At 55.2% G+C, this 24,877-nt stretch carries 21 protein-coding genes; 2 read left to right on the plus strand and 19 right to left on the minus strand.

Annotated elements, in window-relative coordinates:
• Positions 1–95: 95 nt before the first annotated feature.
• A complete protein-coding gene (locus GP473_RS08410) occupies positions 96–989 on the minus strand; it encodes an AbfB domain-containing protein (RefSeq protein ID WP_185770424.1) in 894 nt (297 codons plus the stop codon).
• Between the two features lie 113 nt (positions 990–1,102).
• Positions 1,103–2,428, minus strand: coding sequence for an LGFP repeat-containing protein (locus GP473_RS08415; protein ID WP_246394769.1), 1,326 nt, complete (start codon positions 2,426–2,428; stop codon positions 1,103–1,105).
• Positions 2,429–2,662: 234 nt separating this feature from the next.
• On the opposite strand from GP473_RS08415, the gene GP473_RS08420 reads away from it, so the two are divergent.
• Complete coding sequence (locus GP473_RS08420) at positions 2,663–4,096, plus strand: glycosyltransferase family 87 protein (protein ID WP_186276853.1); 1,434 nt, start codon at positions 2,663–2,665, stop codon at positions 4,094–4,096.
• Positions 4,097–4,156: 60 nt separating this feature from the next.
• On the opposite strand, the gene GP473_RS08425 is transcribed toward GP473_RS08420, so the two are convergent.
• From GP473_RS08425 to GP473_RS08505, 17 genes are all read right to left on the minus strand, one after another.
• Positions 4,157–5,563: a nucleobase:cation symporter-2 family protein gene (locus tag GP473_RS08425; RefSeq protein WP_185770426.1), complete on the minus strand. Its 1,407-nt coding sequence runs from the start codon at positions 5,561–5,563 to the stop codon at positions 4,157–4,159.
• Between the two features lie 55 nt (positions 5,564–5,618).
• A complete protein-coding gene (gene uraH / locus GP473_RS08430; RefSeq protein ID WP_185770427.1) occupies positions 5,619–5,954 on the minus strand; it encodes a hydroxyisourate hydrolase in 336 nt (111 codons plus the stop codon).
• Between the two features lie 134 nt (positions 5,955–6,088).
• Complete coding sequence (locus GP473_RS08435; protein WP_185770428.1) at positions 6,089–6,598, minus strand: 2-oxo-4-hydroxy-4-carboxy-5-ureidoimidazoline decarboxylase; 510 nt, start codon at positions 6,596–6,598, stop codon at positions 6,089–6,091.
• A gap of 119 nt (positions 6,599–6,717) precedes the next feature.
• On the minus strand, positions 6,718–7,746 hold the full coding sequence (locus tag GP473_RS08440; protein WP_246394771.1) for an urease accessory protein UreD: 1,029 nt from the start codon (positions 7,744–7,746) through the stop codon (positions 6,718–6,720).
• Positions 7,736–8,368: an urease accessory protein UreG gene (gene ureG, locus GP473_RS08445; protein WP_186276854.1), complete on the minus strand. Its 633-nt coding sequence runs from the start codon at positions 8,366–8,368 to the stop codon at positions 7,736–7,738. The genes GP473_RS08440 and ureG overlap by 11 nt, the downstream gene beginning before the upstream one ends.
• A gap of 84 nt (positions 8,369–8,452) precedes the next feature.
• Positions 8,453–9,199 (minus strand): urease accessory protein UreF, encoded by a 747-nt coding sequence (locus tag GP473_RS08450; RefSeq protein ID WP_185770430.1) that lies wholly within the window; start codon positions 9,197–9,199, stop codon positions 8,453–8,455.
• Entirely contained in the window at positions 9,199–10,911 is a 1,713-nt protein-coding gene (gene ureC, locus GP473_RS08455) for an urease subunit alpha (RefSeq protein ID WP_246394772.1), read from the minus strand. Before ureC ends, GP473_RS08450 begins: the two co-directional genes overlap by 1 nt.
• A gap of 3 nt (positions 10,912–10,914) precedes the next feature.
• Complete coding sequence (locus GP473_RS09510) at positions 10,915–11,325, minus strand: urease subunit beta (RefSeq protein ID WP_246394773.1); 411 nt, start codon at positions 11,323–11,325, stop codon at positions 10,915–10,917.
• Positions 11,326–11,342: 17 nt separating this feature from the next.
• Complete coding sequence (locus GP473_RS08460; RefSeq protein WP_186276855.1) at positions 11,343–12,083, minus strand: hypothetical protein; 741 nt, start codon at positions 12,081–12,083, stop codon at positions 11,343–11,345.
• A 182-nt stretch (positions 12,084–12,265) separates the two neighbouring features.
• A complete protein-coding gene (locus GP473_RS08470; RefSeq protein WP_185770433.1) occupies positions 12,266–12,571 on the minus strand; it encodes an urease subunit gamma in 306 nt (101 codons plus the stop codon).
• 133 nt (positions 12,572–12,704) lie between these two features.
• Positions 12,705–13,025 (minus strand): hypothetical protein, encoded by a 321-nt coding sequence (locus GP473_RS08475; RefSeq protein ID WP_185770434.1) that lies wholly within the window; start codon positions 13,023–13,025, stop codon positions 12,705–12,707.
• 34 nt (positions 13,026–13,059) lie between these two features.
• Positions 13,060–13,809, minus strand: a complete 750-nt coding sequence (locus tag GP473_RS08480; protein ID WP_185770435.1) for a succinate dehydrogenase/fumarate reductase iron-sulfur subunit — start codon at positions 13,807–13,809, stop codon at positions 13,060–13,062.
• Positions 13,809–15,842: a fumarate reductase/succinate dehydrogenase flavoprotein subunit gene (locus tag GP473_RS08485; protein WP_185770436.1), complete on the minus strand. Its 2,034-nt coding sequence runs from the start codon at positions 15,840–15,842 to the stop codon at positions 13,809–13,811. Before GP473_RS08485 ends, GP473_RS08480 begins: the two co-directional genes overlap by 1 nt.
• 25 nt (positions 15,843–15,867) lie before the next feature.
• Entirely contained in the window at positions 15,868–16,656 is a 789-nt protein-coding gene (locus tag GP473_RS08490; protein WP_185770437.1) for a succinate dehydrogenase cytochrome b subunit, read from the minus strand.
• A gap of 216 nt (positions 16,657–16,872) precedes the next feature.
• Complete coding sequence (locus GP473_RS08495; RefSeq protein ID WP_185770438.1) at positions 16,873–19,509, minus strand: glycoside hydrolase family 65 protein; 2,637 nt, start codon at positions 19,507–19,509, stop codon at positions 16,873–16,875.
• Between the two features lie 103 nt (positions 19,510–19,612).
• A complete protein-coding gene (locus GP473_RS08500) occupies positions 19,613–20,398 on the minus strand; it encodes an HAD family hydrolase (RefSeq protein ID WP_185770439.1) in 786 nt (261 codons plus the stop codon).
• Positions 20,399–20,606: 208 nt separating this feature from the next.
• Entirely contained in the window at positions 20,607–22,817 is a 2,211-nt protein-coding gene (locus GP473_RS08505) for a malate synthase G (RefSeq protein ID WP_186276856.1), read from the minus strand.
• Positions 22,818–23,324: 507 nt separating this feature from the next.
• Here GP473_RS08505 and aceA point away from each other — a divergent pair.
• Positions 23,325–24,620, plus strand: coding sequence for an isocitrate lyase (gene aceA / locus GP473_RS08510; RefSeq protein ID WP_185770441.1), 1,296 nt, complete (start codon positions 23,325–23,327; stop codon positions 24,618–24,620).
• The last annotated feature ends 257 nt before the right edge of the window (positions 24,621–24,877 follow it).

Below are 24,877 nucleotides of genomic sequence, written 5' to 3' on the forward strand. Positions count from 1 at the left end.
GGTGTGTGGTGGTGGTAAGTGGTGATTCATTTCTGAGTATCTTTCCTGTGTGTTGGTTGACGCACGATAAGGAGACGGAAGTACCTAGAGATGTGCTAGGGGCGTGCTAAAGCTTGATCTGTAAACCATCTGCTATCTGCAGAGTCAACCGCGCCGAGCACCAGGGAACCTTGGCTTGTTATCGCCAGTGCTTTGGTGCGATCAGTAGCCCACACCAATCGAGTGGATGTCACGGGTGTGGTGGCAGGATTGGGACACCATGTGGCATGAGAAGCACTGGGCGTAGAAGACAACGAAAAGTCGGTAGGGCTGGTGGCTTGCAAATACATGCCGGGATACGCTGCGGATTCCAAGGACACACAGGCTGGATCGGATAGTCCTTTAGCGACAAGGAAGGACCCGTCGAGACGGTCGAGAAAAGAACTGTTGCGTGACAGGGGCGTTGTGGTGACGCCAGCCCACGTCACACGGACAGTGCGGCCGGATGCTGCTGCGGACGCTGAGCGAAGAGATACATAGTTCGGTGCATCGTCGGTGCCGGGTATCAAGGTGGCGCTGGAGGCGCCATTGTTCGTAGCAACGGGAATGACTTGTAACTCAACGATGGTGGATCCAGCATTGTTGACATCGATGCTCTTAGCTTGACCAGGGTGGACAGCATCTTGCCAATACACAGCTCCATCAGGAAGCTTAAATGCCACGTTGACGTCAACGGTGAGGTTGTTCACCACACCATATGAGCCAGTGAGATTCATCGCCGCCCACCCGGTGGGTTTGGTGAGGGCAAAGCAGACCGAGAAAGTTGAAACCGAAGATGAGTCCACACGGATTTGTTGGGGTTGTTTCCCACACTGTTCTTGGACAATGCCACCATCACCCGCCAGGATTTTGACCGGAATGTCAGCCTGAGCAGCAGACGCGGTGTTGATACTAGCGGTCAGGACTATGGCAGCAAGAGCGCCACGTGTGAGTAGAGATAAGACGGACATGGTGGTTGGGTATCGCTTTCAAGAATCTAAGTAAAACTTCGGGAATCGAAATAAAGGAGAGATGTAGAGGGATACAGAGAGTTACAGAACGAGCGGACAGGAAGATAGCCAGGTCAGCGTTGGGGTGTTACTGATGCGTAAATAGTGGTTGCTTCTGGCAGCCTGGCGCGCAGGGTAGTGGCAAAATTACCAAAGATCTGCCGGCCGACGTGGTCTGAAATGAATGGTCCTGCGACCCGAGAAGTGGACGTTGTACCGAAGGCTTCAACTATCACACGGATCCAGGTTTTGTCAGACCCTATGTACTTGCTGCGTTGTGTATCGTCGCTGAAAATCACGGTGGGTTCTGCTGAAGTGGGAGCGGTGACGGTATCGAAGCGAATATTGAGGATCCTTCCTTCTCCCTCAGGATGACCAGCTTGTGTGGTCAAGGTGAAACCAGTATCTGCAATGCGCGTGACGGCGACTGGCCCGGTTTGTCCACCGGCAGTGGGCATAGCACATGTCGTACCAACTGTCAGGACGTCTGGGCAGCCTGGCAAAGGGAAGTACTTACCCATGTGCTGGGAAACTTCACGGTGGGCGCCAGCTGGGTGAATACCCGATACTTGATCGACGGTGAATAAGGGATAGATCTGCTGATAACTGGAATAGGCTGCGTTATCGAAGCGCTGAAGCACCTGACCGGTGGGAGGAAAGATTTGAATGGCACCTTTTTGAAACTCTTGTTTCACACTGCCGTTGGTTTTATAGCTGTCGGTGGTAGGGTAACCGAGTTTCCCAGCTTCCCAGCCGTTGGCTGCCCAGATCTCGAAAATATCGGTGGGAACGATGTGAGCTCCGGTAGCAGGGCTCCAGTAGATAAATCCATTGTCAAAGCGATTAAAACGCCCGATTTTATCCGGCGCAGCGACCTCATCGGTGTGGGGGTAGCCTAGGGAACCAGTCTCCCACCCTTGCGCTGCCCATTTGTCTCTGATAGCTCCGCCAATCTGATGAGCGTCAGTTTTAGGCGACCAATAGATTGAACCATTATGAAAATGGTTAAACCGGCCGATGCCATCAGGCGTGGTGGTTTCATCAGTAATTGGGTATCCCACCACGGAACGTTCCCAACCCAGATCTGACCACTTGTCGCGGATGCGGCCTTCCACAGCATGTGCGGTTCCACGATCCACGTTTGGGTGCCAGTAGATCGACGCATTGTTGCGAAAGTGCTGGAAACGACCATTGTTAACAGCAACGGATTCCGGTGTGGTCGCGTTGCCAAAATGTTGCACGCCACCGAGGCGATGGAATGCTTCTTCGATCTTGCCGGTGATGGGGTACCCGTAAATCACTGTGGCCTGCGCTGCTGTGGTAACCGAACAGACAGCCGTAATCGTAGCAATGCCCATAACTAGCCGGCGGAAGCGCAGACAAGAAGAAGTTTGTTTCATAAAACCAATCACGTTGGTAACAATAAGGCAATTTTCAGCTGCTGTATAGTTTTATGTAAGAATTTTTTACGGTTTGTTCCCCTGAAGGTAAGAGAAGTTGTTATCGTTTCCCCAGCGCTTACAACCTCGTGAGCATCGTGATTAACTCTTGCGGTGCCAGAGTTGTACACGCACCCCCCATGAAGGTTTCGCCCAGTCTATCTACTAACTATCTGAAGGTGAAGGGCTCGCTATATGCCATTTCCTAGTTCTTCTGCTCGTGGTCAATCTAGGACTAGGGAGGGCAATCTTCGATCCGACCATAACCGTCCCCGGATACTCTCCGGCTATGTAGTGGCGCTATCCGTTATTGCTGGTCTGGTCAACGTTCTGTACTGGAGCGGTCGGCAGCAACCTGATGATTGGTCATCACTGTGGATCGCGGGGGTTCTCGTCAAAAACGGCAATAGCGCGCATATCTACGACTTTGATCCCATTGACTTTGCCGCCTGGTCAGGCCCCGCCTGGCAGAAGGTTATCGAAACCAATGAGCTATCTCCTTACCCCCACCCGTTCGTCCACATTCCTGGCGTCGCTTATATCATCGCCCCCTTTACTCACTTCCTGAGCTTCGAGGATTCCGTCATGTGCCTTACAGCTCTGTGCGGGGCATGCCTACCACTGCTTGTGAGCGCGTCATGGACACTGTGGTCACGAACAACGTTGCCGCTTCACATACTGCTGGCCGCCACCATAGCAGCCTGGTACACCACTGCATTCCAGACTGGCATGTGGCTAGGGCAGACCACCCCGATTATTTTGACCATGACAGTCTGCGGCATCGCCGCCGCTCGCCACCATCCTCTAACCGCCGGAGTGCTACTCGGCCTGGCCGGCATTGTGAAACTCACCCCTCTCGGCCTCATCCCCCTAATGCTTGTATTCCGTCATTATCGGCGCAGTGCTGTAGCTACTACAGTAACGGCAGCCCTCGCTGCGCTGGCATCTTTGACTGTTGGTGGGAGGGAATTATTCGCCACCTGGCTGGATAGAATCCACCGCCTGTCCGACTCCGTGGTGGTCTCCGGAGCCAACCGCTCCTTCGCTTCTGCAGCACTGCGCGACAAATCTACCGCCGGCCCAGTAGCTCCTCTTGTTGATGATATTCCCAATTTCGTCTCGGTAATCCCCATCGCTATAGCAGTAATACTTTTCGCTGCCATCATCTGGGCTGCATCACGACAACACCAACAGGCAGCACCGCTGATACTCATCGGCGCATATGCCACCGCAACAGCCACATCGAGCCTCATGTGGCACCACTACTTGTTGATATGCACTCCCCTTGCCATTGGCATCGCGGTGCATTCACAACATCTCACATCCGGTGTGCGCGAGATCTTCAGAGTGCTCCTCCTAGTTACACTACTTCTGCTGTATCCTCCGCTCAATGACGACTTTATCCCAGTCTTATCCCTGCATGGTCTGCCCCTAAGCGGACTAGCATTGCCGTGGGCTGGTTTCACTGCTCTCGTGTCGCTCATCGCCTTACTCGCTGTATCCGCCGCAGCACCACCACGGTCGCAACAAGTCGTTCCTGTTGAACCGGGGAAGATCTCAACAACACCCCGGCGAAAAGGCGGCAAACACGCGAAGCCTAAGAACTCATTATGGAGGCGAATGCAGTAGCCCTCTCCTGCCTTTACCGCCAGTCACACCACTACTGGCGCCGTGAGATGCCGTCTTCGGCTACGCTGCCCCCGAGGGGGAACCGGAATCTTCCAACTCGTCCATCAGCACGGATTCATCCATATGCCCACCATCTTCACGGTTGAGCAACAGATTCATGACAATCACACAGATCGCACCAGCGGTGATGCCCGAGTGCAAAACCATGCCCAACGTATCCGGCATGTGGTCATAGAAACCGGGAGCCACTGAGGGCAATGCGGAAATCGTGATAGACACGCCCACGATCAGCGTGCGACCTTCCGTCCAATCGATGGTGGACAGCGTACGGATACCAGAGGCAGTAACCATGCCAAAGAGAGCCACACCTGCACCGCCCAGGACAGGCATGGGAACCGAAGAAACCGCCGCTCCCATTTTTGGCAGAAGCCCAAGCAGCACCAAAATCACACCTGAGACTGCAACCACATAGCGGGAGAACACACGCGACAGGGAAATCAGACCCACGTTTTGTGCGAAAGCAGCGTAAGGGAAGGTGTTGAAGATACCGCCCAGCATGGTGGACAGTCCATCTGCGCGCAGACCATCGCTCAAAATGCGTTTGTTTGCTCTCCGACCGGTGATGTTGCCGATAGCGATGATGTCGCTGGAGGTTTCGGTCATGATGACCAAACCAACGATAAGCATGGTGAAAATCGATGCCACTTCGAAGGTTGGAAACCCGAACATGAATGGTTCCGGAAGGCCGACCCAGTTTGCGTCGCCAATCTTGGACCAGTTCGTGGCACCAATAAACTGCCCCACAATAGTGCCCACAAGCACGCCACCGAGCACAGCCATCGGCCGCCACTGCGCCGAGGCAAAACGGTGGATCACAATAACAGTAACGAGCGCCACAATAGCCAGGAAAAAGTTTTCCGCCGAACCGACCTTATCCGCAGGCCCGTTCGCATTGGTGATCCAGCCCGCAGGAACAGAAATCAACGACAAGCCAATGCACGTCATGATGGTCCCGGTGACTAGCGGAGGGAAATACTTCACAATCTTTCCGAATACCGGGGCTAGCAGCATCATCATGATGCCGCAGGCAATCACGGAACCATAGATCGCGGTGATGCCGTGTTGGGAACCGATAGCGATCATTGGTGCCACGGCTACGAAGGACACGCCCTGAATCACGGGCAGGCGCGCTCCAAAACGCCAGAAGCCGATCGTTTGAATAACCGATGCAATACCCGCTACGAACAGGTCTGCAACGATGAGGTGCGGGATATCTCCGGGCTGAAGCTCACCAGCCTGAACCATTGCACCGCCAACGATCAGTGGCACCGCCACCGCGCCGGCGTACATGGCCAACACATGCTGCAGGCCAAAAAAGAAGAGTTTGCTTAGTGGAGGCTTCTCGTCCACCGGGTGGACTGCCTTCGCAGCGGTGTCACCTGCTGTGGTGTTTGTCGTCGCAGACACAAGAACCGTTCCTTGCCTATGAGATTACTGAGTGTGACCGGTCACTAGCCGAAAGTCAGCTACCGCGGTAGGTGGAGTAGCCGAAAGGTGAGAGCAATAGCGGCACATGTAAGTGCGACGGACCAGCCTCGGTCACCGTGAAGTGGATATCCACAAACGGGTAAAGACTCGCTTTATCCCCGAAGTAGCCTGCGGTGTCAAAGCGCAGACGGTAGGTGCCTGGCTCTGGATCTACGGTGAAACGGTAACGGCCGTCGTTATCCGTTGTCGCAGTTTCCAGCGGAGTACCCTCCGCTTTTTTCGACGCCACATCTACAGCCACCAGCTCCATGCTCACGCCTTGAGCTGGTAGACCCGTCGAGGTATCGAGAATGTGGGTGGAAAGGCTCATGATGAATAAGTCCTCTCTTGTTCTAGGTTTCTAGGGCGATCCTTGACAATCCTTCGGCAAGCACGCCGCGGTTGCCTGAGGCGAATATCTCAGAGAAAAAGTTTCTGAGAAGAAATCTCTAGGGAAATAATTGCTTACTCAAACAAGCCACGCACGCGCAGCTCGTTAATCCCTGCGAGTTGTTCACGGGTGATAGCCCATTCTGTGTCTGGGTCATTTCCCATGCGTTGTTCCATGCGCTCCAGAATCTCTGCGGAGGTGAGCCCGGATGCACGGATGAGGAACACGTGTCCAAACGTCTCCTGGTATTTCGGGTTCAGCTCGCGGATGCGATCCATAGCCGCTGCTTTATCCCGTTCCGCGGAGGACATGGCTGCTTGCTGTTCTTTTTCAGAGAGGGAACCTGCCGTGACGGTCGCGCCAATGGGTGGGTGTGCCTGCACGGATTTCATAACCAGCTGGTCACTCATGGATTCAAACTCCCGCTGCGCGGTAGTGCAAAGTTCATCCACAGAATCAAATGGCCTCTGGGCTACCACAGCAGTAGCAAGCTCGGTGCTGCCATAGAGGTCACTGAGGAGAGCAATGACCTGATCAGCGTCTGCGGAGTTGAACTCCTCAAGGCTCTCGGGTGAAAAAGACATGAAAATATCCTCAAGTTTTATTGTTTCACGGAGATTAAAGAGACGTTACTGGCAGCATAAAATACAGTCTCCGTGAAAGAAAATACGAAAAGTGAACAGCTGAATGCTACCAGCTGACCCTACATCCTGCGCAGGTCAAACGAAGATTTCCCCAGTATTTTTTGCCGCAGGACATCGTGAAGCGCACCCATAACCTCCCTCACCCCCACGGAAGAATACCCAGCGATACGAACCATCACCCCAGCACCGCCAACCAAGGTGCTTACCCCTGCAACGATGTCCTCACGGCGTATCTCTGCCACAGCACTGCGGCACATATCCATGAGCTGAGCAGGTGGCGTCGAAAAGGCAGAGGGAGTTACGGCAAGTATCGTTCCCCACACCGGATAGTCTCCCCACACCATGAGGTTGCGACCGTTACCGGCTCCAACAGTGACTACAGTATCCGCCAGCAAAGGGCGACCATCGCGAGTGACACGGAGCCCAAGGCTAAACGCATCAAATTCGTGCACTTCGCCACGAGCCACACGCCCCAGCAAAGTCATCTCACCGGCAATCACACTGGCGGTGGATGGAACATCGCACTCGGTGAGCTGCACCAAGCGGGAACCCCCATACAGTGTGGTGTGCCCTGGAAAGTATTCCAAACACGCATTGGGTCCCAGCGAAAAACTCACCCATTGAGTAGCCACACCCGCGTTCATACGGTGAACGTTTGTCGCTGCCTGAGTGCTCACCGTTGCTCTAGCACCTTCTTCAAGGACAAACTTCTGCCGGATGCGATCGTTTTCAGCTAACCCTCCACCAGTAGTTCGTAAGTAAAGCACCGCATGGTTCTTGTCGCACGGATCCACATACAGCGGGCGGGTGAGGCTCATCGGTGCTTTCGCAAAACGTTCGCGCAGCCCAGTACGTCCACTCTGCCCTACTCCCAAGGTCAGCTCCAGTACACCCACCTTGCCGGGTTGTCCTACCGCGAGTACGCCAGAGTGCTTCGAGGGAGCTTCTCGGTCGAGGAATGCACGCACTTCACGGGGGATTGGAGGAGTCAGCTGGGCCGTATCCAGCCGAGGATCCCAACGTGGGTTCAGTTGGTGCCCCCGACAGGAGTCCGTGCGGGGATCCCAACGGGGTTCGTTAACCAACACGGTAGCTTTCTAGCGCCTCGACCAGCTCATCAATCCCCTGGCCATCCAAAGAGTTTGTGAGTATCACCGTTTTGTCGTTGCGCACCATGTGAGCGTCAGCGTGCATACGGTCTAGGTCACAACGCACATACTGGGCAATATCCACCTTGTTGATCACCAAAATGTCAGACTCCGTAATTCCCGGACCCCGTTTGCGCGGCATCTTCTCACCCTCTGCCGTGTCCAGTACGAAGACAAAAACGTCCACTAGCGCCGGGCTGAACGTCAATGTCAAGTTATCGCCGCCGGATTCAAAGAATATGGTGTCCGTCTCTGGGTGGTCATCCAGCAGATCGGCGGCGGCCATAAGGTTCATGGTCGGATCGTCACGCACTGCGGTGTGGGGGCAGCTACCTGTTTCCACACCGATGACCTTATCGCCGGCAATCACTCCGTCTAATTCCCGGCGGATATGCTGCGCGTCCTCCTGGGTGTAAATATCGTTGGTAATCACACCCACCTTGCGCCCGGCATCCACAAACTTTGGCACCAGCGCCTCTATCAGCGCCGTCTTACCTGATCCCACCGGACCGCCGATGCCTATACGCAGGGGGCTTCCCTTACCCGTCACTGAATTACTCATTGCTACCTCTTTTCCTCAGTCTCTATTTCGTCTTTTTTGCCGACGATTCTCTGTTTCTCCCTTTTTACCGACGCCAGCCCTGCTCTAACTCATGAATAAACGAGCCGGCGCGAATTGATGCTCTGCACTGGCCAAATCCAACCCCGGACTAGCTCTACCAACCTGTGAGAGATCTCCAGTGTCTAAGATGTCACGCGCAGCCTCGACAGCATCCTTCACCAACTCGTCGATGAGAGGCACTGTCCTTGCCACCATCGCCTGAGCCCTGATGTGATCACACTGGCGCAAGCGGAGAGCTGCCGAAGACCAACCCACTGAAAGCCCAATCAACTCCACACCCACAGCCTCTTCCGCACAAAGGCCATGCGCATGGTGGATAAGACCCAACACGATGGCCTGATTACCGGGTGTCTGGCGGGACATAGTGGCGTCGGAATACAGGGACAGCAACCCGTCTACCTGGCTCACTTCACCGTGAACACCCAGAGTCTGCCGACCCACGCGAGTCGACGCACGCCGCAGCGCCTCGGTGATCTTAGTGGCGGTGAGCTCGTGGTCAAGGTTGATGAGGAAGCGCAAAGCTTCCTGCTGTTTAACCTCATCATTCCCCGCCTGCTCCGCGATAAGAACCGTAAGCGCGGTCGCCACGCCATCACCAGGGGTCGCAGTGTGGCGCAAGTGATCAACAAGCGCCTGACCACACTGCTCGTGGCCGGATACTCTGCCCAGTTGAACAAGCCCTTCCAAACCATGCGACAGTGTGTAACGCCCAGAAGGGTATGCCGAATCGCCATAAACGACGGCGTGAAGGAGAGGTGTCAGAGAGGTCATTAGAAGAGATAGTGCAGTTGAGCCAGAGGCAGGCTAGTCGCCGGGTCAATCGTGGCGATCTTTCCGTCCACACGAACTTCATAGGTATCCGGATCAACCTGGATATCAGCCAGGGTGTTGTTGCGGATCATATCCTTCTTGCCAATCGTGCGGGTGCCACGAACAGGTAAAACAAGAGAATTGAGACCAAGTTCCTCAGGCACTCCGGCATCGATCCCCGCCTGAGACATGTACGTCACACGCGTAGCCTGCAGCGCCTTGCCATAGTTAGCAAACTGGTTCCGGTAGTAGACGGGTTGCGGGGTAGCCAAAGAAGCATTGGGGTCACCCATGAGCGCCCAGCAGATGCGACCCTGGCGCAACACCACGTGCGGCTTCGCGGCGAAAGAATCGATGGGCCAGAGCACAAGGTCTGCGAGTTTTCCTTTTTCAATGCTGCCCACATGTTCCGCAATTCCCTGGGCGAGAGCTGGGTTCATAGTTAGTTTCGCCACGTAACGCAGGACGCGGTTGTTGTCGTCGCCTGCGTCGCCTTCCAACTCACCCAATTGTTCGCGGCAGTGGTGAGCCGTCTGGAATGCCCGAGCCCATGATTCACCAACACGCCCCATGGCCTGAGAATCTGAGCTGAAAATAGAGATCAACCCCATGTCATGCAGTACGGTTTCCGCGGCAATGGTCTCTGCGCGCACACGGGAATCAGCAAACGCTACGTCTTCAGGAATATCGTGCGATAGGTGGTGGCAGACCATCACCATGTCCAGCAGCTCCTCTACTGAGTTCACGGTGTATGGCAAGGTCGGGTTAGTAGAGGAAGGTAAAACATTCGGCATGCCAGTTACGCGCAGAATGTCAGGGGCATGGCCGCCACCGGCACCTTCGGAATGGAACGTGTGAATAGTGCGCCCACCCATGGCCCGTGCCGTTGATTGGAAAAACCCCGACTCGTTAAGAGTGTCCGTGTGCACAGCGAGCTGCACGTCCATCTCTTCACACACATCCAGCGCATTGCTGATAGTGGCGGGGGTTGCACCCCAATCTTCATGAACCTTCAAACCAGCTGCTCCAGCGGCGATCTGGCCACGCAGCGCATCCGGCAAGCTGGCAGACCCCTTGCCGAGGAAACCGGTACTGACCGCCAGCCCCTCCGCGGCACGGAGCATGAACTTCACACCGTCCGCACCGGGAGTACACGTAGTTCCTAATGTGCCTTCAGCCGGCCCTGTCCCACCTCCGAAGAATGTGGTGATGCCATTGGACAGCCCCTCTTCCGCTTGTTGAGGAGTGATGTAGTGGATGTGCGTATCCACTCCCCCGGCGGTAAGAATGCGATGGGTACCAACAATGACTTCTGTACCTGGACCGATCACCAGTTCTGGATCCACGCCATCCTGCGTGTTGGGATTACCGGCTTTACCGATCCCCACAATGCGCCCATTTTTGATGCCCACATCGCCCTTAACCACACCTGCGACGGCATCGACGATGATGGCGCCTACGATCACACTATCCAATGGATCAGTGGCTGTGGGGTCTTGAGCCATGCCATCGCGCACAGCCTTCCCCCCGCCGTACACCGACTCGTCACCATAGCTTGCGGAAGAATAATCCTTTTCGATGCGTATCTTGAGGTTGGTATCCGCTAAACGAACCAGGTCGCCCTCTGTGGGGCCATAAATCTCCGCATAGCGGGAGCGATCGATTGTGCTCATGGGTTAGGCCTCCTCAGTTGGAGTTGGAATATGGACTTCCGCATTGGAGTTGTCCAAAAAGTCTTTGAGGCGTTCCGCTGCGGCGGCTTTGATCTCTGGGTTGTCCAATGCTCCGTCGACGAGATTGGCAAAGCCGTAGAGCACTCGGCGCCCACCAAAATCCACGAGCTCTACTTCTCGCTCATCCCCCGGCTCGAAACGAATTGCGAGCCCAGATGGAATAGCCAAGTGCTTGCCATACGCCGCATCGCGATCAAACTGTAATGCCGCATTGGCTTCATAGAAGTGATAGTGGGAGCCAACCTGCACAGCGCGGTCTCCTGTGTTCGCTACCACCACTTTTGTGGTGTCACGTCCAGCATTAATCTCTATCTCGCCATCCTGCGGCTCATATGCGAGTGTTGATCCAGACATCCTCTCAACCGTCCTTCCTAGTGATGATGGTGGTGGTGGGTGTGATCGTGATCCTCATCGCCGTGTGAATGGGCAAAACCCGCCCCGTGATCCGCGAGTAATCCCGTTGCGATGCCATCGTCTCCGTGGCCAGCCCGATGGCGCGCTCTTTCTACCGACGCCACTACTGCCGCTCGCAGCGCCGTATCTTTAAACAACGTCCGCTGCTCACCCAGTGGATCCTCGTAGAGATCAGCGCGGATGAACGTGATGGATTCCAAGCCCAGCATGTTCAAGCGTTGTGCTGCGGCTAGTGGCGTCGGCCATGCCTCCGAGGGCGATGAAGCCACATCGTCGAAAGCCACGTCCACTTCCACATCTTCGGAAAACTGACGGGCGAGGCGCACACGGCGAATCAATTCGGCATCGGCAAAGGGATTTACAGTCGCGGAAACAAACAAAAGCGCATCAGCTTTGCCAGCAAGACTGCGGATGTGATGGCGCATGCGAGCGATAGCATAAGTGTCACCGCTCAGCGGCTCTGCCACTATCAGCGTGCGATGTGCGTCGCGTTCCTTGAGCCAACGCATGGTCTGCGCTGCCTGAGTAATTGCGGAAAGATCACGCGACGTGCAGGCAGGAACCAAAGTAATATGCTCATGCTCCAGGGCAGACAGTTCACGGGCGTCCGCCACTACCGGGTATCCCGTAGCCCGCGAGAGATACTCATGGTTCGCAGACTCAGCCGTCGCATACAGCACCGTCTGAGTTTCCGGCACGTGGGCATGCTTGTGTGCGTGACCGTGGCCATGAATCTGTGCGTGACCGTGACCATGCATGTGTGCGTGACTGTGGCCAGAGGAGTTTCCGTGGGAATGTGCGTGACTTACAGCGTGCTCATGGCCATGGAGATGCGTATGACCGTTCGTATGCGCAGGACTGTGTGAATGAGTATGAGACATTACTCGCCGATGGGGTCGTGGACGGAAACCAGCTTAGTTCCATCGGGGAACGTGGCTTCAACTTGAATAAGGCTCAAACGTTCACGTACACCCTCCATGACGTCCTGTGGTCCCAGCACCTGAGTACCTATTTCCATCGCCTCAGCAACCGTACGGCCGTCGCGTGCAGCTTCAATCACAGCCTCCGTGATCAACGCTGTGGCCTCCGGTTCATTCAGTTTTAAGCCCCGCGCCCGACGGCGACGACTCACTTCCGCAGCAGTGAAAACAGCGAGCTTATCCATCTCGCGTGGAGTCAACTTCATACTGAACGATATTAGCTAGCGCGTGTTTCTGCGATGTTAAAAAGCGAGGAGCTACACCCATGCACGGCAATGCGCAGACGGTGTAGCTCCTCGCAGGAGGTGCGCTAAGCGCTAAATGAACGCGGTGCGTTCACTAGTGGATGCGGCCAGAACGAGTCTTGTAATCGCGGTAGTTCTTCCGGCCCACATGAACCAAGAAGAAGCCGAGGAACAAAAGGCCAAAACCTAGAACCGCACCGATAATGGCAAAGGTGGAACCATCATTTCGGAAATCCCGTGTCATGGTGGACAGTCCCCACAGCATGGTGCCGAAACCAGACAGGGAAGCCAGAATGCAACCCATCGCGAACCAAGTGATGGAGCGGTGGAGGGAAGAGTGAGGTGCGTCGAAAGACGACGGCACGTACCCCTCCTTATAGAGGTGCTCCACGTGAAGTTCCTTTGGAAGAGACATGTGTTCTCCTAGTTTTTTCAGATCTGACTAGAGTCTAGTCGTCCTTGCCACGGATAGCTGCACGGGTGCGTTCCTTAGTGATCGCTGCCACAGCGGTCAGAGGAATACCCGCAGGGCATACATCTGCGCACTCACCGTAGAGGGAGCAAGGACCAAAAGTTTCTTCCACCTTGTCAACCATCTTGCGGGCACGCCGGCCACGCTCTTCACGACCCAGCGGAGACAGGGTCAGATGAACAAGCTTGGCACCGGTGAATAGGTGAGCTGCGCCGTTAGGGCATGCAGCAACGCATGCACCGCAGCCGATGCAGGCGGCGTGATCGAGAGCCTTCTCTGCGTCGGAGTGGTTGACCAGCAAAGTGTCAGCGTCTGGTGCGGTACCTGCCATCACGGACACAAAGCCACCTTGTTCCATAACGCGATCCAGCGCGGAACGGTCAACAACCATGTCCTTAATGACAGGGTATGCGGCAGAGCGCAGCGGCTCGAGCTTGATGGTATCGCCATCGTTGAAGGACAGCAGGCGCTGCTGGCAAGCAGGCTTATTCTTATCCGGACCGTGCGGGCGGTCATTCACCATCAGGCCACACGTACCACAGATACCTTCGCGGCAGTCAGAGGCAAAAGCAAACGCTTCCTTGCCCTCCTCTACGAAGCGGTTGTTCACGTGGTCCAGCAACTCCAGGATGGACATTTGTGGTGCAGCGTCGTCAACATCGACGGACTCGAAGTGGCCTTCGGCACTCGGGCCCGACTGACGCCAAATCTCAAGATGCAGTTTCATTACTTGTAGTTCCTTGTCATCAGCGGGATCTTGTCGAAGTACAGCGGCTCAGAATGGCGAATGAACTTATTCGGGCCATCTGGCTGCCAAGCGGAGACGAAGCACCAGTTGTCATCGTCACGCTCTGCCTCGCCATCCTCGGACAGGTGGTCGTCGCGGTAGTGGGCACCGCAGGACTCATCGCGGTCGAGAGCGTCGACGCACATGAGCTCGCCCAGATCGAGGTAGTCAGCAACACGCGTTGCGTACTCCAGGGTCTGGTTCATGTAATCCGTGCCGCCTGGGATGTGGACGTTCGCCCAGAAATCCTCACGCAGAGCGCGAATGTTCTCGATGCCGGCCTTCATATCCTCAACGTTGCGGGAAACGCCACAAGAGAAGTACAGAATTTCACCGAGCTTACGGTGGTAGTACTCAGGACCATGAGGGTCGTCACCCTTGATGTTCATGATGCGGTCGTAGCGAGCCTGGGCACGTGCCAAGGCCTCCTTGGCCGCAGGAGATTCTGCGTCCGGGATTGGCTGACCCAGCAGCGGAGCCAGGTAGTTCGGGATGGTGAACGGTAGCGTGAACCAGCCTTCCACGGAGGAAGACAGCAGGGAGTTAGCACCCAGACGGTTTGCGCCGTGGTACATCCACGAGGACTCACCGGAGCAGAACAGACCTGGAATGGAGGTCATCTCGTTGAAGTCGGTCCACAGGCCGCCCATGGTGTAGTGGCAGGTAGGAGCGATGCGCATCGGAGTTTCATAAGCGGACTCACCGATGGCCTCTTCATACATCTGAATCAGGTTGGAGTAACGCTCACGGATGGTGTCCTGCCCCAGGCGCTTAATTGCGTCGCCGAGGTCAAGGTACACGGAGTTCTTCATTGGTCCGACACCATAGCCAGCGTTAATCTGCTGAGCGTTTGCGCGGGATGCAATATCGCGTGGAACCAGGTTGCCGAAGGCTGGGTAGCGACGCTCCAAGAAGTAGTCGCGCTCATCTTCAGGAATTTGGTTCGGGTCGCGGTCGTCGCCCTTCTTCTTAGGGGTCCAGATGCGGCCGTCATTACGCAGAGACTCGGACATCAAAATGGTCTTCGACTGCCACGTGGAGTTCACCGGAAGGCCGGTTGGGTGGAACTGCACGAAGGACGGGGAAGCCATGTAGGCGCCGAGCTCGTATGCACGCATGATTGCAGATGCATTGGAATTCTTAGCCAGGGTGGACATGTGGTAGACGTTGCCGTAACCACCGGTGGCTAGCACCGTTGCATGACCGGTATGAGCAGTGAGCTCGCCGGTGATCAAGTTGCGGGTGATGATGCCCTTACATACGCCGTCCTCAACGATGAGATCGACCACATCATTGTGTGTGAAAATCTCCACGTTGCCTGCACCAATCTGGCGGTACAGAGCGGAGGTGGTAGCCAGCTGCAACTGCTGACCTGTCTGTCCACGAGTGTAGTAAGTGCGGGAGACCTGCACACCACCGAAAGAACGAGTAGCCAGAGTGCCACCGTACTCGCGAGAGAACGGTGCGCCCACGGCGTTCATGTGGTCGATAACCTTCGGTGACTCCATTGCCAAACGCCAGCAGTCGTTCTCACGGCAACGGTAGTCGCCACCCTTGACGGTGTCCTTGGCATGCAGGTACGTGGAATCGTTATCCAGCTTCTTACCACGGGAGGAGTTCACACCACCCTGTGCTGCAATAGAGTGTGCACGGCGAGGGGAATCGTGGTAGGTGAATACCTTGACGTCGTACCCCAGCTCACCTAGTGCAGCTGCGGCAGCACCACCGGCCAGACCGGTGCCGACGATGAGGATGCGGAACTTGTTGCGGTTCAGAGGGGACACCATGCCGAAGTGTTCCTTGGCATACTTCCACTGCTGATCCTGGCCAACCTCATGGGGTGCGTTATCCTTCAGAACCTTGCCGATGGTAACGCCAGGAACGACGGATTCCGGTGCAGAGAAGGCAGCTACTGCCTCGTCGTAGTTAAAATCCGCGGTCTGATTGTGCGGATGATTGGTAATTGCGCTCATATCTCTTCTCCTTCAGACTCGCGTACTAGTGGCCCGCACTAGGAACGAACGGAACGTTGTCAACGAGGCCGAACATCACTGCCAGTGGAATGGAGATGTTGCCGATCATGATGATGGCCGGCAGCAAGTAGGAAATCCACAGCATGATCTGACGAGTGCGGTGACCCGTGATACCCAAGTCAGAGGATGCGGTCCAGATGCCGTGAGACAGGTGCAGGAAGAGGATCACCATTGCCAGCACGTAGAAGATCGCCACACCCGGACGGGAGAAGGATTCAACAAGGTTTTGATATGCCGCGTGGGAACCATCGATAGGCCCCTGGAATCCCTCCGCGGCGACCACGGTTTTACCGATGGTCAGGTCTAGCAGGTGGAAGATCAGGAATAGCAACAACACCAGGCCAGTAACCGGCATGGAACGTGCGGTAAAGGTATTCCACCCGGAAACCATCTTCTTACGCTTGAAACGACCACGGGACTTGTGAGCGCGACCGATCAGAGCAAAAGCACAGTACACGTGGAGCACCAATGCAATGAGCAGCACGATGCGTGCGGTCCACAGGAAGGATTCGTGCGGAAGCAATGGATAGCCGAATTCACGCAGGAAATCAGCGTAATGGTTAAAGGACTCGGCACCCATGTAAACCTTCAGGTTACCGAGCATATGTACGAGGACGAAGAGGCCGAAAATGATGCCGGTAATGGCCATTGTCAGCTTCATAGCCCACGTGGGGAAGCCTGGCTTTTCGCGCAGTGGCTTAGTGGTTATTTTTCCGTGAGAAATTGCCTCACGGTCGTCATATTTAACAGTCATGGCACCTCCAGTGTCATGGTTACTTTAAGGCTTTTTCCCCACTGCCCACTAGTTCACTCCCGTTAACATCGGACACTTACACCCCGTAAAGGGGGATTTTTTTTCACTTCACCACAGAGTGTGAAGTAGCTCACATCTTCGTAATTATTTATGCAATACAGACGTTGCGAAAAAAGGCACCTCAAAGGGTGCCTTTTCTTGCATTTTTAGCACTTTTTAGCGGCGGCCCACCTTGGCGGATTCACCCCGCTCGTCCTCTTTTTTCGCCCGGTCATTTTCACGGTCCGAGCCACTCTCTTCATTAGTAAGAAGAGTATCGCCCTTGACAAACACAGGCTCCTCACCCACGGTCACACTCTCGCCCATCACCCAGATCGGCCCCACACTGTGGTCGCCCTCAACCACCTTAAGCTCGACGCCATTCGGTGCCACCTTCACTAGAATTCGAACCCCGTGCAAGGTGATGGTGTACTCCAGGTATTCCCAATCCTCCGGCAAACGCGGATTGATGGAGAACTGCCCGTAATAATCACGCAACCCGCCGAAACCAAAAACCAGTGCTGTCCACACACCACCGCATGACGCGATATGCACTCCATCTGGCGTGTTGTTATGTAGATTGGCCAAATCGACAAACAAACCCGTGTGGAAGAAGTGCTGCGCCTTATCCCTGTAACCAAGCTCTGCCGCCATAATCGCCTGAACCACAGCCGACAGCGTGGAGTCACCTGTAGTGAGCCGATCATAATAGTCATAATCAGCGCGCTTCTGCGCCGTACTGAAAGACTGCCCCTGTAAGAACAACGCTAAGACCACATCAGCCTGTTTAACTACCTGATACCGATAGATAGTCAACGGATGGTAATGCAACAGTAACGGCCGCTTTAACTCATCATTCGGATCATCTAGGTTCCAGATCTCACGCTGCAAGAACTGGTCATCCTGCGGATGCAAACCCAACTCATCGTTGAAAGGGATATACATACAGTCCGCGGCCTTATTCCACAATTCCAACTCAGCTTCGGAAAGTTCCTGTTTTTTCAGGAGGTTTTTGTAATCTTCCGGCCGGTCTTGCTCCATTTGTTTGACAACCTCAGCAGCCACACGCAGGTTGTACTGCGCCATGACATTTGTATAGAGGTTGTTGTTCACCACAGTGGTGTATTCATCAGGTCCAGTCACAGAGTGAATCTCAAAGCGGTTACCCGACTTATTGAAGAACCCCAAAGACATCCAAAATCGGGCTGTCCCGACCAGAATATGGATACCCTGATCCAGCAAAAAGTCCGTGTCGCCTGTGGCGTACACATACTTCATCAGCGCGAACGCGATGTCTGCGTCGATGTGATACTGCGCCGTACCTGCTGCATAGTACGCACTAGACTCTTGGCCGTTAATGGTACGCCAGGGAAATAAAACACCGTCGTGGGACAATTCCAGCGCGCGCTGTTTTGCAGAGGGAAGCATGTCATAGCGGAAACGCAACGCGTTACGCGCGAAGATCGGATTGGTGTAGCTCAGGAATGGCAACACATAGATTTCCGTGTCCCAGAAATAATGACCACCATAACCCGAACCCGTCATCCCCTTCGCCGGAACACCACACGTCTCCGCGCGCGCCGAAGCCTGAACTAGCTGGAAAAGATTCCAACGCACAGCCTGCTGCAGTTCGGGCTGACCTCCGATCTTCACATCGGAGCGCTCCCAGAAACGAGCAAGCCATTCAGCTTGATTAATCACAAGATTCTGGAAACCAACCGACTTCGCACGGTTAATGGTGCGGGCACAACGGAACCCCAACTCCTGAGGAGCCACATGGCGGGACGAGTGATAGGAAACGTACTTCTCCAAGCGCAGCTTAAGACCCTTTTTACCGTTGACATGGTAGGTCACACGAGCAACATCATCCTCCACTTCAGTGGTGATCTCCACGCCCGTGTCATCGCCAGATTCCGGATTGTAAATGTCCAACACATGATCCATCGAGGCTGCCACTGTCATTCCCGAATGGTTGATCTGGTAACCCAAAGTGGCCCGCTCCGGTTCAGGCTGGGACTTGTATTTCGGGATAAATACCCGCTCCACAAACTCCTCACCGCGGCGCGGGTCAAAACCTTCATCCGCTGCCTCACGCGCATTATTATCCGGGAATTCCCCCTCACCATCTTCCCGGTTGAGCAGTTGGGAGCTAATCACCAGCGCGGCGTCGTCATCCAACAACTCCACCTCGAGGCTCATAATCGCCAAATGACGCTCTTGGAAAGACACCATGCGTTCAGACGTCACACGGACATGCTTACCCGCAGGAGTGCGCCACACCAAGTTGCGGCGAAGCACGCCCTCACGGAAGTCCAAGCTGCGCCGAAACTCGGTGACTTCCGCGTTACCCAGGCGTAATGGCTCGTCATCGATGTACAGACGCATGGCTTTTGCATCGGGCACGCTGACGATCCCCTGCCCAGCTCGTGCTAGTCCATAAGCATCCTCCGCATGCTGGATGTTCCAGGTCTCATGCACACCATTAATGAACGTGCCGTGCTTATGAGAATCACGCCCCTCCGATGGATTGCCGCGTAAACCCAAATACCCATTAGACAGCGCAAAAATAGTCTCGGCCACACCCAAATCCATGCCATGCGGACGGGTTTCCACCCACGCCCATTCGTCAACAGGGTTTACCTCTCGATCAATTTCCTCCAGCGGGTTGACCCCGTAGTGCTTCCAATCAGCACGGAAGTCTTCATCCGCTAGGTTTCCGCCATTGATAGGACGGTACGGCCCGTGGATCTTGCCCTCGCGGCGCAGCTTCAGAAACGCCTCTAGTTTCTTTCTGGACTTATCGGTCAGCGACATACGCCAGCTCCTTCACACCTGTCTCACTAAAGGGCTTACACAAGAGGGAGACTACAAAGTTCTTTGGTTCTTGCTTCTTCGTTCTTGGTTCCGCGGCAGGACACTACAACAGTTCTGCAAGGTCGGAGACAACGATATCGGCCCCGGCTTTCAGCAACGCATCCGCCCCTGTTCCGCGATCCACCCCAATCACGAGACCAAAGTTTCCGGCCCGACCACTAGCCACACCGCTAGTCGCATCTTCGATCACAACTGCGTCGGACGGATCAACACCACACAACTGCGCACCGTACAGGTAAGTATCAGGAGCCGGCTTGCCAGACAATCCCCTGGCCGTGGCAACCACGCCATCCACAACCTCAAGGAAACGATCCCTCAACCCTGCTGCCTCCAACACCGCAACCGCGTTCTTGGAAGAACTCACCACGGCAAGTGCCGGTTTCTCACCATTGCCCTGCTGCACCTTCTGCAGCGCATCAAGCAGCGCCACGGAACCCGGATAAGCCTCCACGCCTTCAGAAACCAAGGAAAGGAAGTCCTCGTTCTTCCGCGCACCAAGACCGTGGATAGTGTCCACGTCAGCGGAATCATCCGGATGACCGATATCCAGTTGGATACCTCGGCTCTCCAGCAGCGCGGCCACACCCTCATCGCGGCGACGGCCATCAAGGTAGTCGAAGTAGTCCTGCTCGGTGTACTCCTGCGAACCGTGCTGCTCGAGGAATGCGCTAAACATCCGACGCCATGCCTGCCTATGCAGGTCGGCTGTCGGTGTGATCACACCATCCAGATCAAACAACAGTGCGCCGTAGCTCGAGAGAGGCTTGCTGAGTTCACTCACTGCGGTAGGGTTCCTTCGCTCATCGCGTACACAAACAGTGCGACCCATAGTAATCGCGTCTTGTACGCAAGGTTAGACGGTAACGGGATAGACACATATCAGGGGTAGTCGTTATCGCAGTTCATGACCGGTCCAAGGCATCAACAATCCACGATTGGTGGCACACATGGCGAAGAGGGTTCCTACCGCCAACACAGGCGATACGAACCCTCCACACACCACCAGGCACCCCCCAACTACCCAGAACTATACCACCCTACGCAATGCCGTTTTTCGCCTTAAACTCCAAACGACGCGCATGCAAAATCGGCTCAGTATACCCAGACGGCGACTCCTGACCCTTCACAATCAAATCCTTCGCCGCCTGAAACGCCACAGACTCATCAAAATCAGGCGCCATATTCCGATACGCAGCATCCCCCGCATTCTGACCATCAACCTTCACAGCCATACGCTGCAACGCATCAACAACCTGCTCCTCAGAAATCACACCATGCTTCAACCAGTTACACAACAACTGAGAAGAAATACGCAACGTCGCGCGATCCTCCATCAGATCCACATCATGAATATCCGGCACCTTGGAACACCCAACACCCTGCTCAACCCAACGCACCACATAACCAAGAATCGACTGACAGTTATTATCCAACTCCTCCTGAATCTCAGCCTCAGACCACGTAGCACTACCCTCACCCTTAGCAGCACCAGCCACAGGAATCGTCAAAATCTTCCCCAACGTGTCACGACGACCCTCAGTGCGCAGCTTCTCCTGCACCGCAAAAACATCCACCTCATGATAGTGAGTGGCATGCAACGTAGCACCCGTAGGAGAAGGAACCCACGCAGTAGACGCACCCTGCTGAGGCTGACCAATCTTCTGCTCCAACATCTCAGCCATCAACTCAGTCATAGCCCACATGCCCTTACCAATCTGAGCCTTACCAGGCAGACCATGAGCCAAACCAGCATCCACATTGTTATCCTCGTAAGCCAGCATCCACTCAGCGGTCTTCATCTCCCCCTTACGAATCATCGGACCAGCCACCATCGACGTATGAATCTCATCACCCGTACGATCCAGGAAGCCGGTGTTAATGAATGCTAGACGGTCCTTTACCTCCGCGATGCAGGCGTCAAGGTTAGCGGTGGTACGACGTTCCTCATCCATAACACCCACCTTGAGGGTGAACTCCGGGAGGCCGTAAAGCTTCTCAATAGCACCAAACAGGTCGTTGGTGAACGCAACTTCTTCTGGGCCGTGTTGTTTTGGCTTCACGATGTAGATGGAGCCAGTACGAGAATTACGCAATTCGTTATTCTCGTCCAGGCCTGGGAGTGCACAGCCTGTAGTGATGACACCATCCATGATGCCCTCGAAGATCTCATCACCGTTAGCATCCAAGATCGCTGGGTTCTGCATCAGGTGACCCACGTTACGGACGAACAGCAGGGAACGGCCGTGGAGACGCAATTCTTCACCGTCGCGACCGGTGTAAATACGATCAGAGTTGAGCTTACGGGTGAAGGTCTTGCCGCCCTTTTCAATCTCCTCAGCCAACTCGCCGGTGTTCAGACCCAACCAGTTGTGGTATCCCAAAGTCTTGTCAGTGGCGTCGACAGCCGCAACAGAATCCTCGAAATCCATGATGGCGGATACTGCAGACTCCAGGACGATATCTTTCACACCGGCCTTGTCGGTGGAACCGATAGGAGACTCTGGGTCAATTTGAATGTCAATGTACAGACCGTTGTTCCGCAGCAGGATGGAGGATGGGTTGGAAACTTCACCAGCGTAACCAGCGTAAACCTGTGGGTTCTGTAGACGAACTTCTTCGCCATTCACGGTAGCGGTCAGCTGACCAGAGGCAATGGAATACTTCGTGACATCCTTATGAGAACCAGACTCCAGCGGCACTGCACGATCCAGGAACTCACGCCCCCACTCGATGACCTTGTCACCGCGAACCTTGTTGTACCCTGTTCCCTTTTCCTGACCATTGGCTTCAGAAATCGCGTTGGTGCCATACAGTGCGTCGTACAACGAACCCCACCGAGCATTGGCGGCATTCAGGGCGAAACGAGCATTCAAGATAGGCACAACCAGCTGTGGTCCCGCCGTCTCAGCAATCTCAGAGTCAATGTTTGCCGTCGAGATCTCAAATTCTCCAGGCTGATCAACCAGGTAGCCGATCTCTTTCAGGAACGCGGTGTACTCATCAGCATCCTGCTCCCCCTTGTGGGAGCTGTACCACTCATCCAGCTTGGCCTGCAGCTCATCACGCTTAGCGAGCAGTTCGCGGTTACGTGGAGTGAACTCCTCGACGATCTTGCCGAAGCCATCCCAGAACGCCTCCTTTTCAAGGTCGGTACGTGGCAGCACCTGCTCGTTTACGAAGTCGTAAAGGGTCTTGGCAACCTGAAGGCCGCCAGCTTCAACACGTTCCGTCTGCTGGGCTTGAGTCATTAGATACACCTCTATCTATCGGCTGCATACTTCTGTCACCTAGCCTAGGTGACACGAGTCACCCTTGGGAATACTTCCGTACCCGCATAACATTTTCTCACCCCCACGACGGGGCTTTTTTACCCATGTCACAAGAAGCCTCCCGATGTGGTTTTCACCATGCACTTAGCTCAATTCACGAAGAACCCCCTGCAAGACACCGACAAAGTGCCCTAATCCCAGGAATTAAATGACAATGAAATAAGGAGGAAACTTTGCAAACTTCGCAAAATCTTCCATCACCCCCACACATAAATAGACCCTTTACCGCCATTGACGGGCTGTTTTCCGTTGGTAGTGTGGGCACTAGCGACAAGAGGCTTAGGCTTCACCAAATAAAGTCATCAGCCGGGATCGCCTCGCGGTTCTTGCCGATGCAATGTAAGCCATAGTCCTTCAGGTCGTGCATGTCCCGCGCCAGCGCGTGGGATCCAAAGCACATCTCCATATAAGGAAGTGAAGAACCACATGACTAACACTGGCAAGGCACGTACCGCTGCTGAAATCCAGAAGGATTGGGACGAGAACCCACGTTGGGCAAACGTTAAGCGCGACTACACCGCTGAGCAGGTTGCTGAGCTGCAGGGCACCGTTGTTGAGGAGCACACCCTCGCACGCCGCGGTGCTGAAATCCTGTGGGAGGCCGTGAACAAGGGTGACGATTCCTACATCAACGCTCTGGGCGCACTGACCGGTAACCAGGCAGTACAGCAGGTTCGCGCTGGCCTGAAGGCTGTTTACCTGTCTGGTTGGCAGGTTGCTGGCGATGCTAACCTCTCCGGCCACACCTACCCAGACCAGTCTCTGTACCCTGCAAACTCCGTACCAGCTGTTGTTCAGCGCATCAACAACGCTCTGCTGCGCGCTGACGAGATCGCTCGCATCGAAGGTGACGACTCCGTTGAGAACTGGCTCGTCCCAATCGTTGCCGACGGCGAAGCTGGCTTCGGTGGCGCACTGAACGTTTACGAACTGCAGAAGGCCATGATCAAGGCTGGCGCCGCTGGTACCCACTGGGAGGATCAGCTGGCTTCCGAGAAGAAGTGTGGACACCTGGGCGGCAAGGTTCTGATCCCAACCCAGCAGCACGTTCGCACTCTGAACTCTGCACGTTTGGCAGCTGACGTTGCTAACACTCCTACCCTGGTTGTCGCTCGTACCGACGCCGAGGCCGCTACCCTGCTGACCTCCGACGTCGACGATCGCGACAAGCCATTCCTGACCGGCGGCCGCACCTCTGAGGGCTTCTACAACGTTCAGAATGGTGTTGAGCCTTGCATCGCCCGCGCGAAGGCATACGCTCCGTACGCAGACCTGATCTGGATGGAGACCGGTACACCTGACCTCGAGCTAGCTAAGAAGTTCGCCGAGGCTGTCCGCGAGGAGTACCCAGACCAGCTGCTGGCTTACAACTGCTCCCCATCCTTCAACTGGTCCGCACACTTGGAGGACGAGGAGATCGCCAAGTTCCAGAACGAGCTGGGCGCTATGGGCTTCAAGTTCCAGTTCATCACCCTGGCTGGCTTCCACGCCCTGAACTACTCCATGTTCGACCTGGCTTACGGCTACGCTCGCGAGCAGATGACCGCATTCGTCGATCTGCAGAACCGCGAGTTCAAGGCAGCCGAGGAGCGCGGCTTCACCGCTGTCAAGCACCAGCGCGAGGTTGGCGCCGGCTACTTCGACCGCATCGCCACCACCGTGGATCCAAACTCCTCCACCACTGCTCTGAAGGGCTCCACCGAGGAGGGCCAGTTCCACTAGGCCATTAACAATGACCAGCCACCCCGCACTCTTGGGGCAATGCGCCTGAGTTCAGACTCCAGGGCTGGTCACAGTGCCTGACATAGGGCGGTTCATGCATGTGCATGAGCCGCCCTATTTTCTATGCCGCTGTTCGCCCGGTCTATTGCCCCAGTTGTTGGTCGCGCTAGGCTTGCAAATCCAACAATCACGTCATGGCTTCACGAAGAATCATGTGCAGGGTTATATGACGACTTCCCAACCCTCTGTACTCCACC

Source organism: Corynebacterium anserum, assembly GCF_014262665.1.
GTDB classification, from domain to species: domain Bacteria; phylum Actinomycetota; class Actinomycetes; order Mycobacteriales; family Mycobacteriaceae; genus Corynebacterium; species Corynebacterium anserum.

Bases quoted from the DNA above. Each gene is read 5' to 3' on its own strand.
- GP473_RS08410 (WP_185770424.1), bottom strand. From the start codon at position 989: ATGTCCGTCTTATCTCTACTCACACGTGGCGCTCTTGCTGCCATAGTC.
- GP473_RS08475 (WP_185770434.1), bottom strand. From the start codon at position 13,025: ATGTCTCTTCCAAAGGAACTTCACGTGGAGCACCTCTATAAGGAGGGG.
- GP473_RS08500 (WP_185770439.1), bottom strand. From the start codon at position 20,398: ATGGGTCGCACTGTTTGTGTACGCGATGAGCGAAGGAACCCTACCGCA.
- GP473_RS08485 (WP_185770436.1), bottom strand. From the start codon at position 15,842: ATGAGCGCAATTACCAATCATCCGCACAATCAGACCGCGGATTTTAAC.
- GP473_RS08450 (WP_185770430.1), bottom strand. From the start codon at position 9,199: ATGACCTCTCTGACACCTCTCCTTCACGCCGTCGTTTATGGCGATTCG.
- GP473_RS08420 (WP_186276853.1), top strand. From the start codon at position 2,663: ATGCCATTTCCTAGTTCTTCTGCTCGTGGTCAATCTAGGACTAGGGAG.
- GP473_RS09510 (WP_246394773.1), bottom strand. From the start codon at position 11,325: ATGTCTGGATCAACACTCGCATATGAGCCGCAGGATGGCGAGATAGAG.
- ureC (WP_246394772.1), bottom strand. From the start codon at position 10,911: ATGAGCACAATCGATCGCTCCCGCTATGCGGAGATTTATGGCCCCACA.
- GP473_RS08480 (WP_185770435.1), bottom strand. From the start codon at position 13,809: ATGAAACTGCATCTTGAGATTTGGCGTCAGTCGGGCCCGAGTGCCGAA.
- GP473_RS08415 (WP_246394769.1), bottom strand. From the start codon at position 2,428: ATGAAACAAACTTCTTCTTGTCTGCGCTTCCGCCGGCTAGTTATGGGC.
- GP473_RS08495 (WP_185770438.1), bottom strand. From the start codon at position 19,509: ATGTCGCTGACCGATAAGTCCAGAAAGAAACTAGAGGCGTTTCTGAAG.
- GP473_RS08505 (WP_186276856.1), bottom strand. From the start codon at position 22,817: ATGACTCAAGCCCAGCAGACGGAACGTGTTGAAGCTGGCGGCCTTCAG.
- GP473_RS08470 (WP_185770433.1), bottom strand. From the start codon at position 12,571: ATGAAGTTGACTCCACGCGAGATGGATAAGCTCGCTGTTTTCACTGCT.
- aceA (WP_185770441.1), top strand. From the start codon at position 23,325: ATGACTAACACTGGCAAGGCACGTACCGCTGCTGAAATCCAGAAGGAT.
- ureG (WP_186276854.1), bottom strand. From the start codon at position 8,368: ATGAGTAATTCAGTGACGGGTAAGGGAAGCCCCCTGCGTATAGGCATC.
- GP473_RS08435 (WP_185770428.1), bottom strand. From the start codon at position 6,598: ATGTCTTTTTCACCCGAGAGCCTTGAGGAGTTCAACTCCGCAGACGCT.
- GP473_RS08490 (WP_185770437.1), bottom strand. From the start codon at position 16,656: ATGACTGTTAAATATGACGACCGTGAGGCAATTTCTCACGGAAAAATA.
- uraH (WP_185770427.1), bottom strand. From the start codon at position 5,954: ATGAGCCTTTCCACCCACATTCTCGATACCTCGACGGGTCTACCAGCT.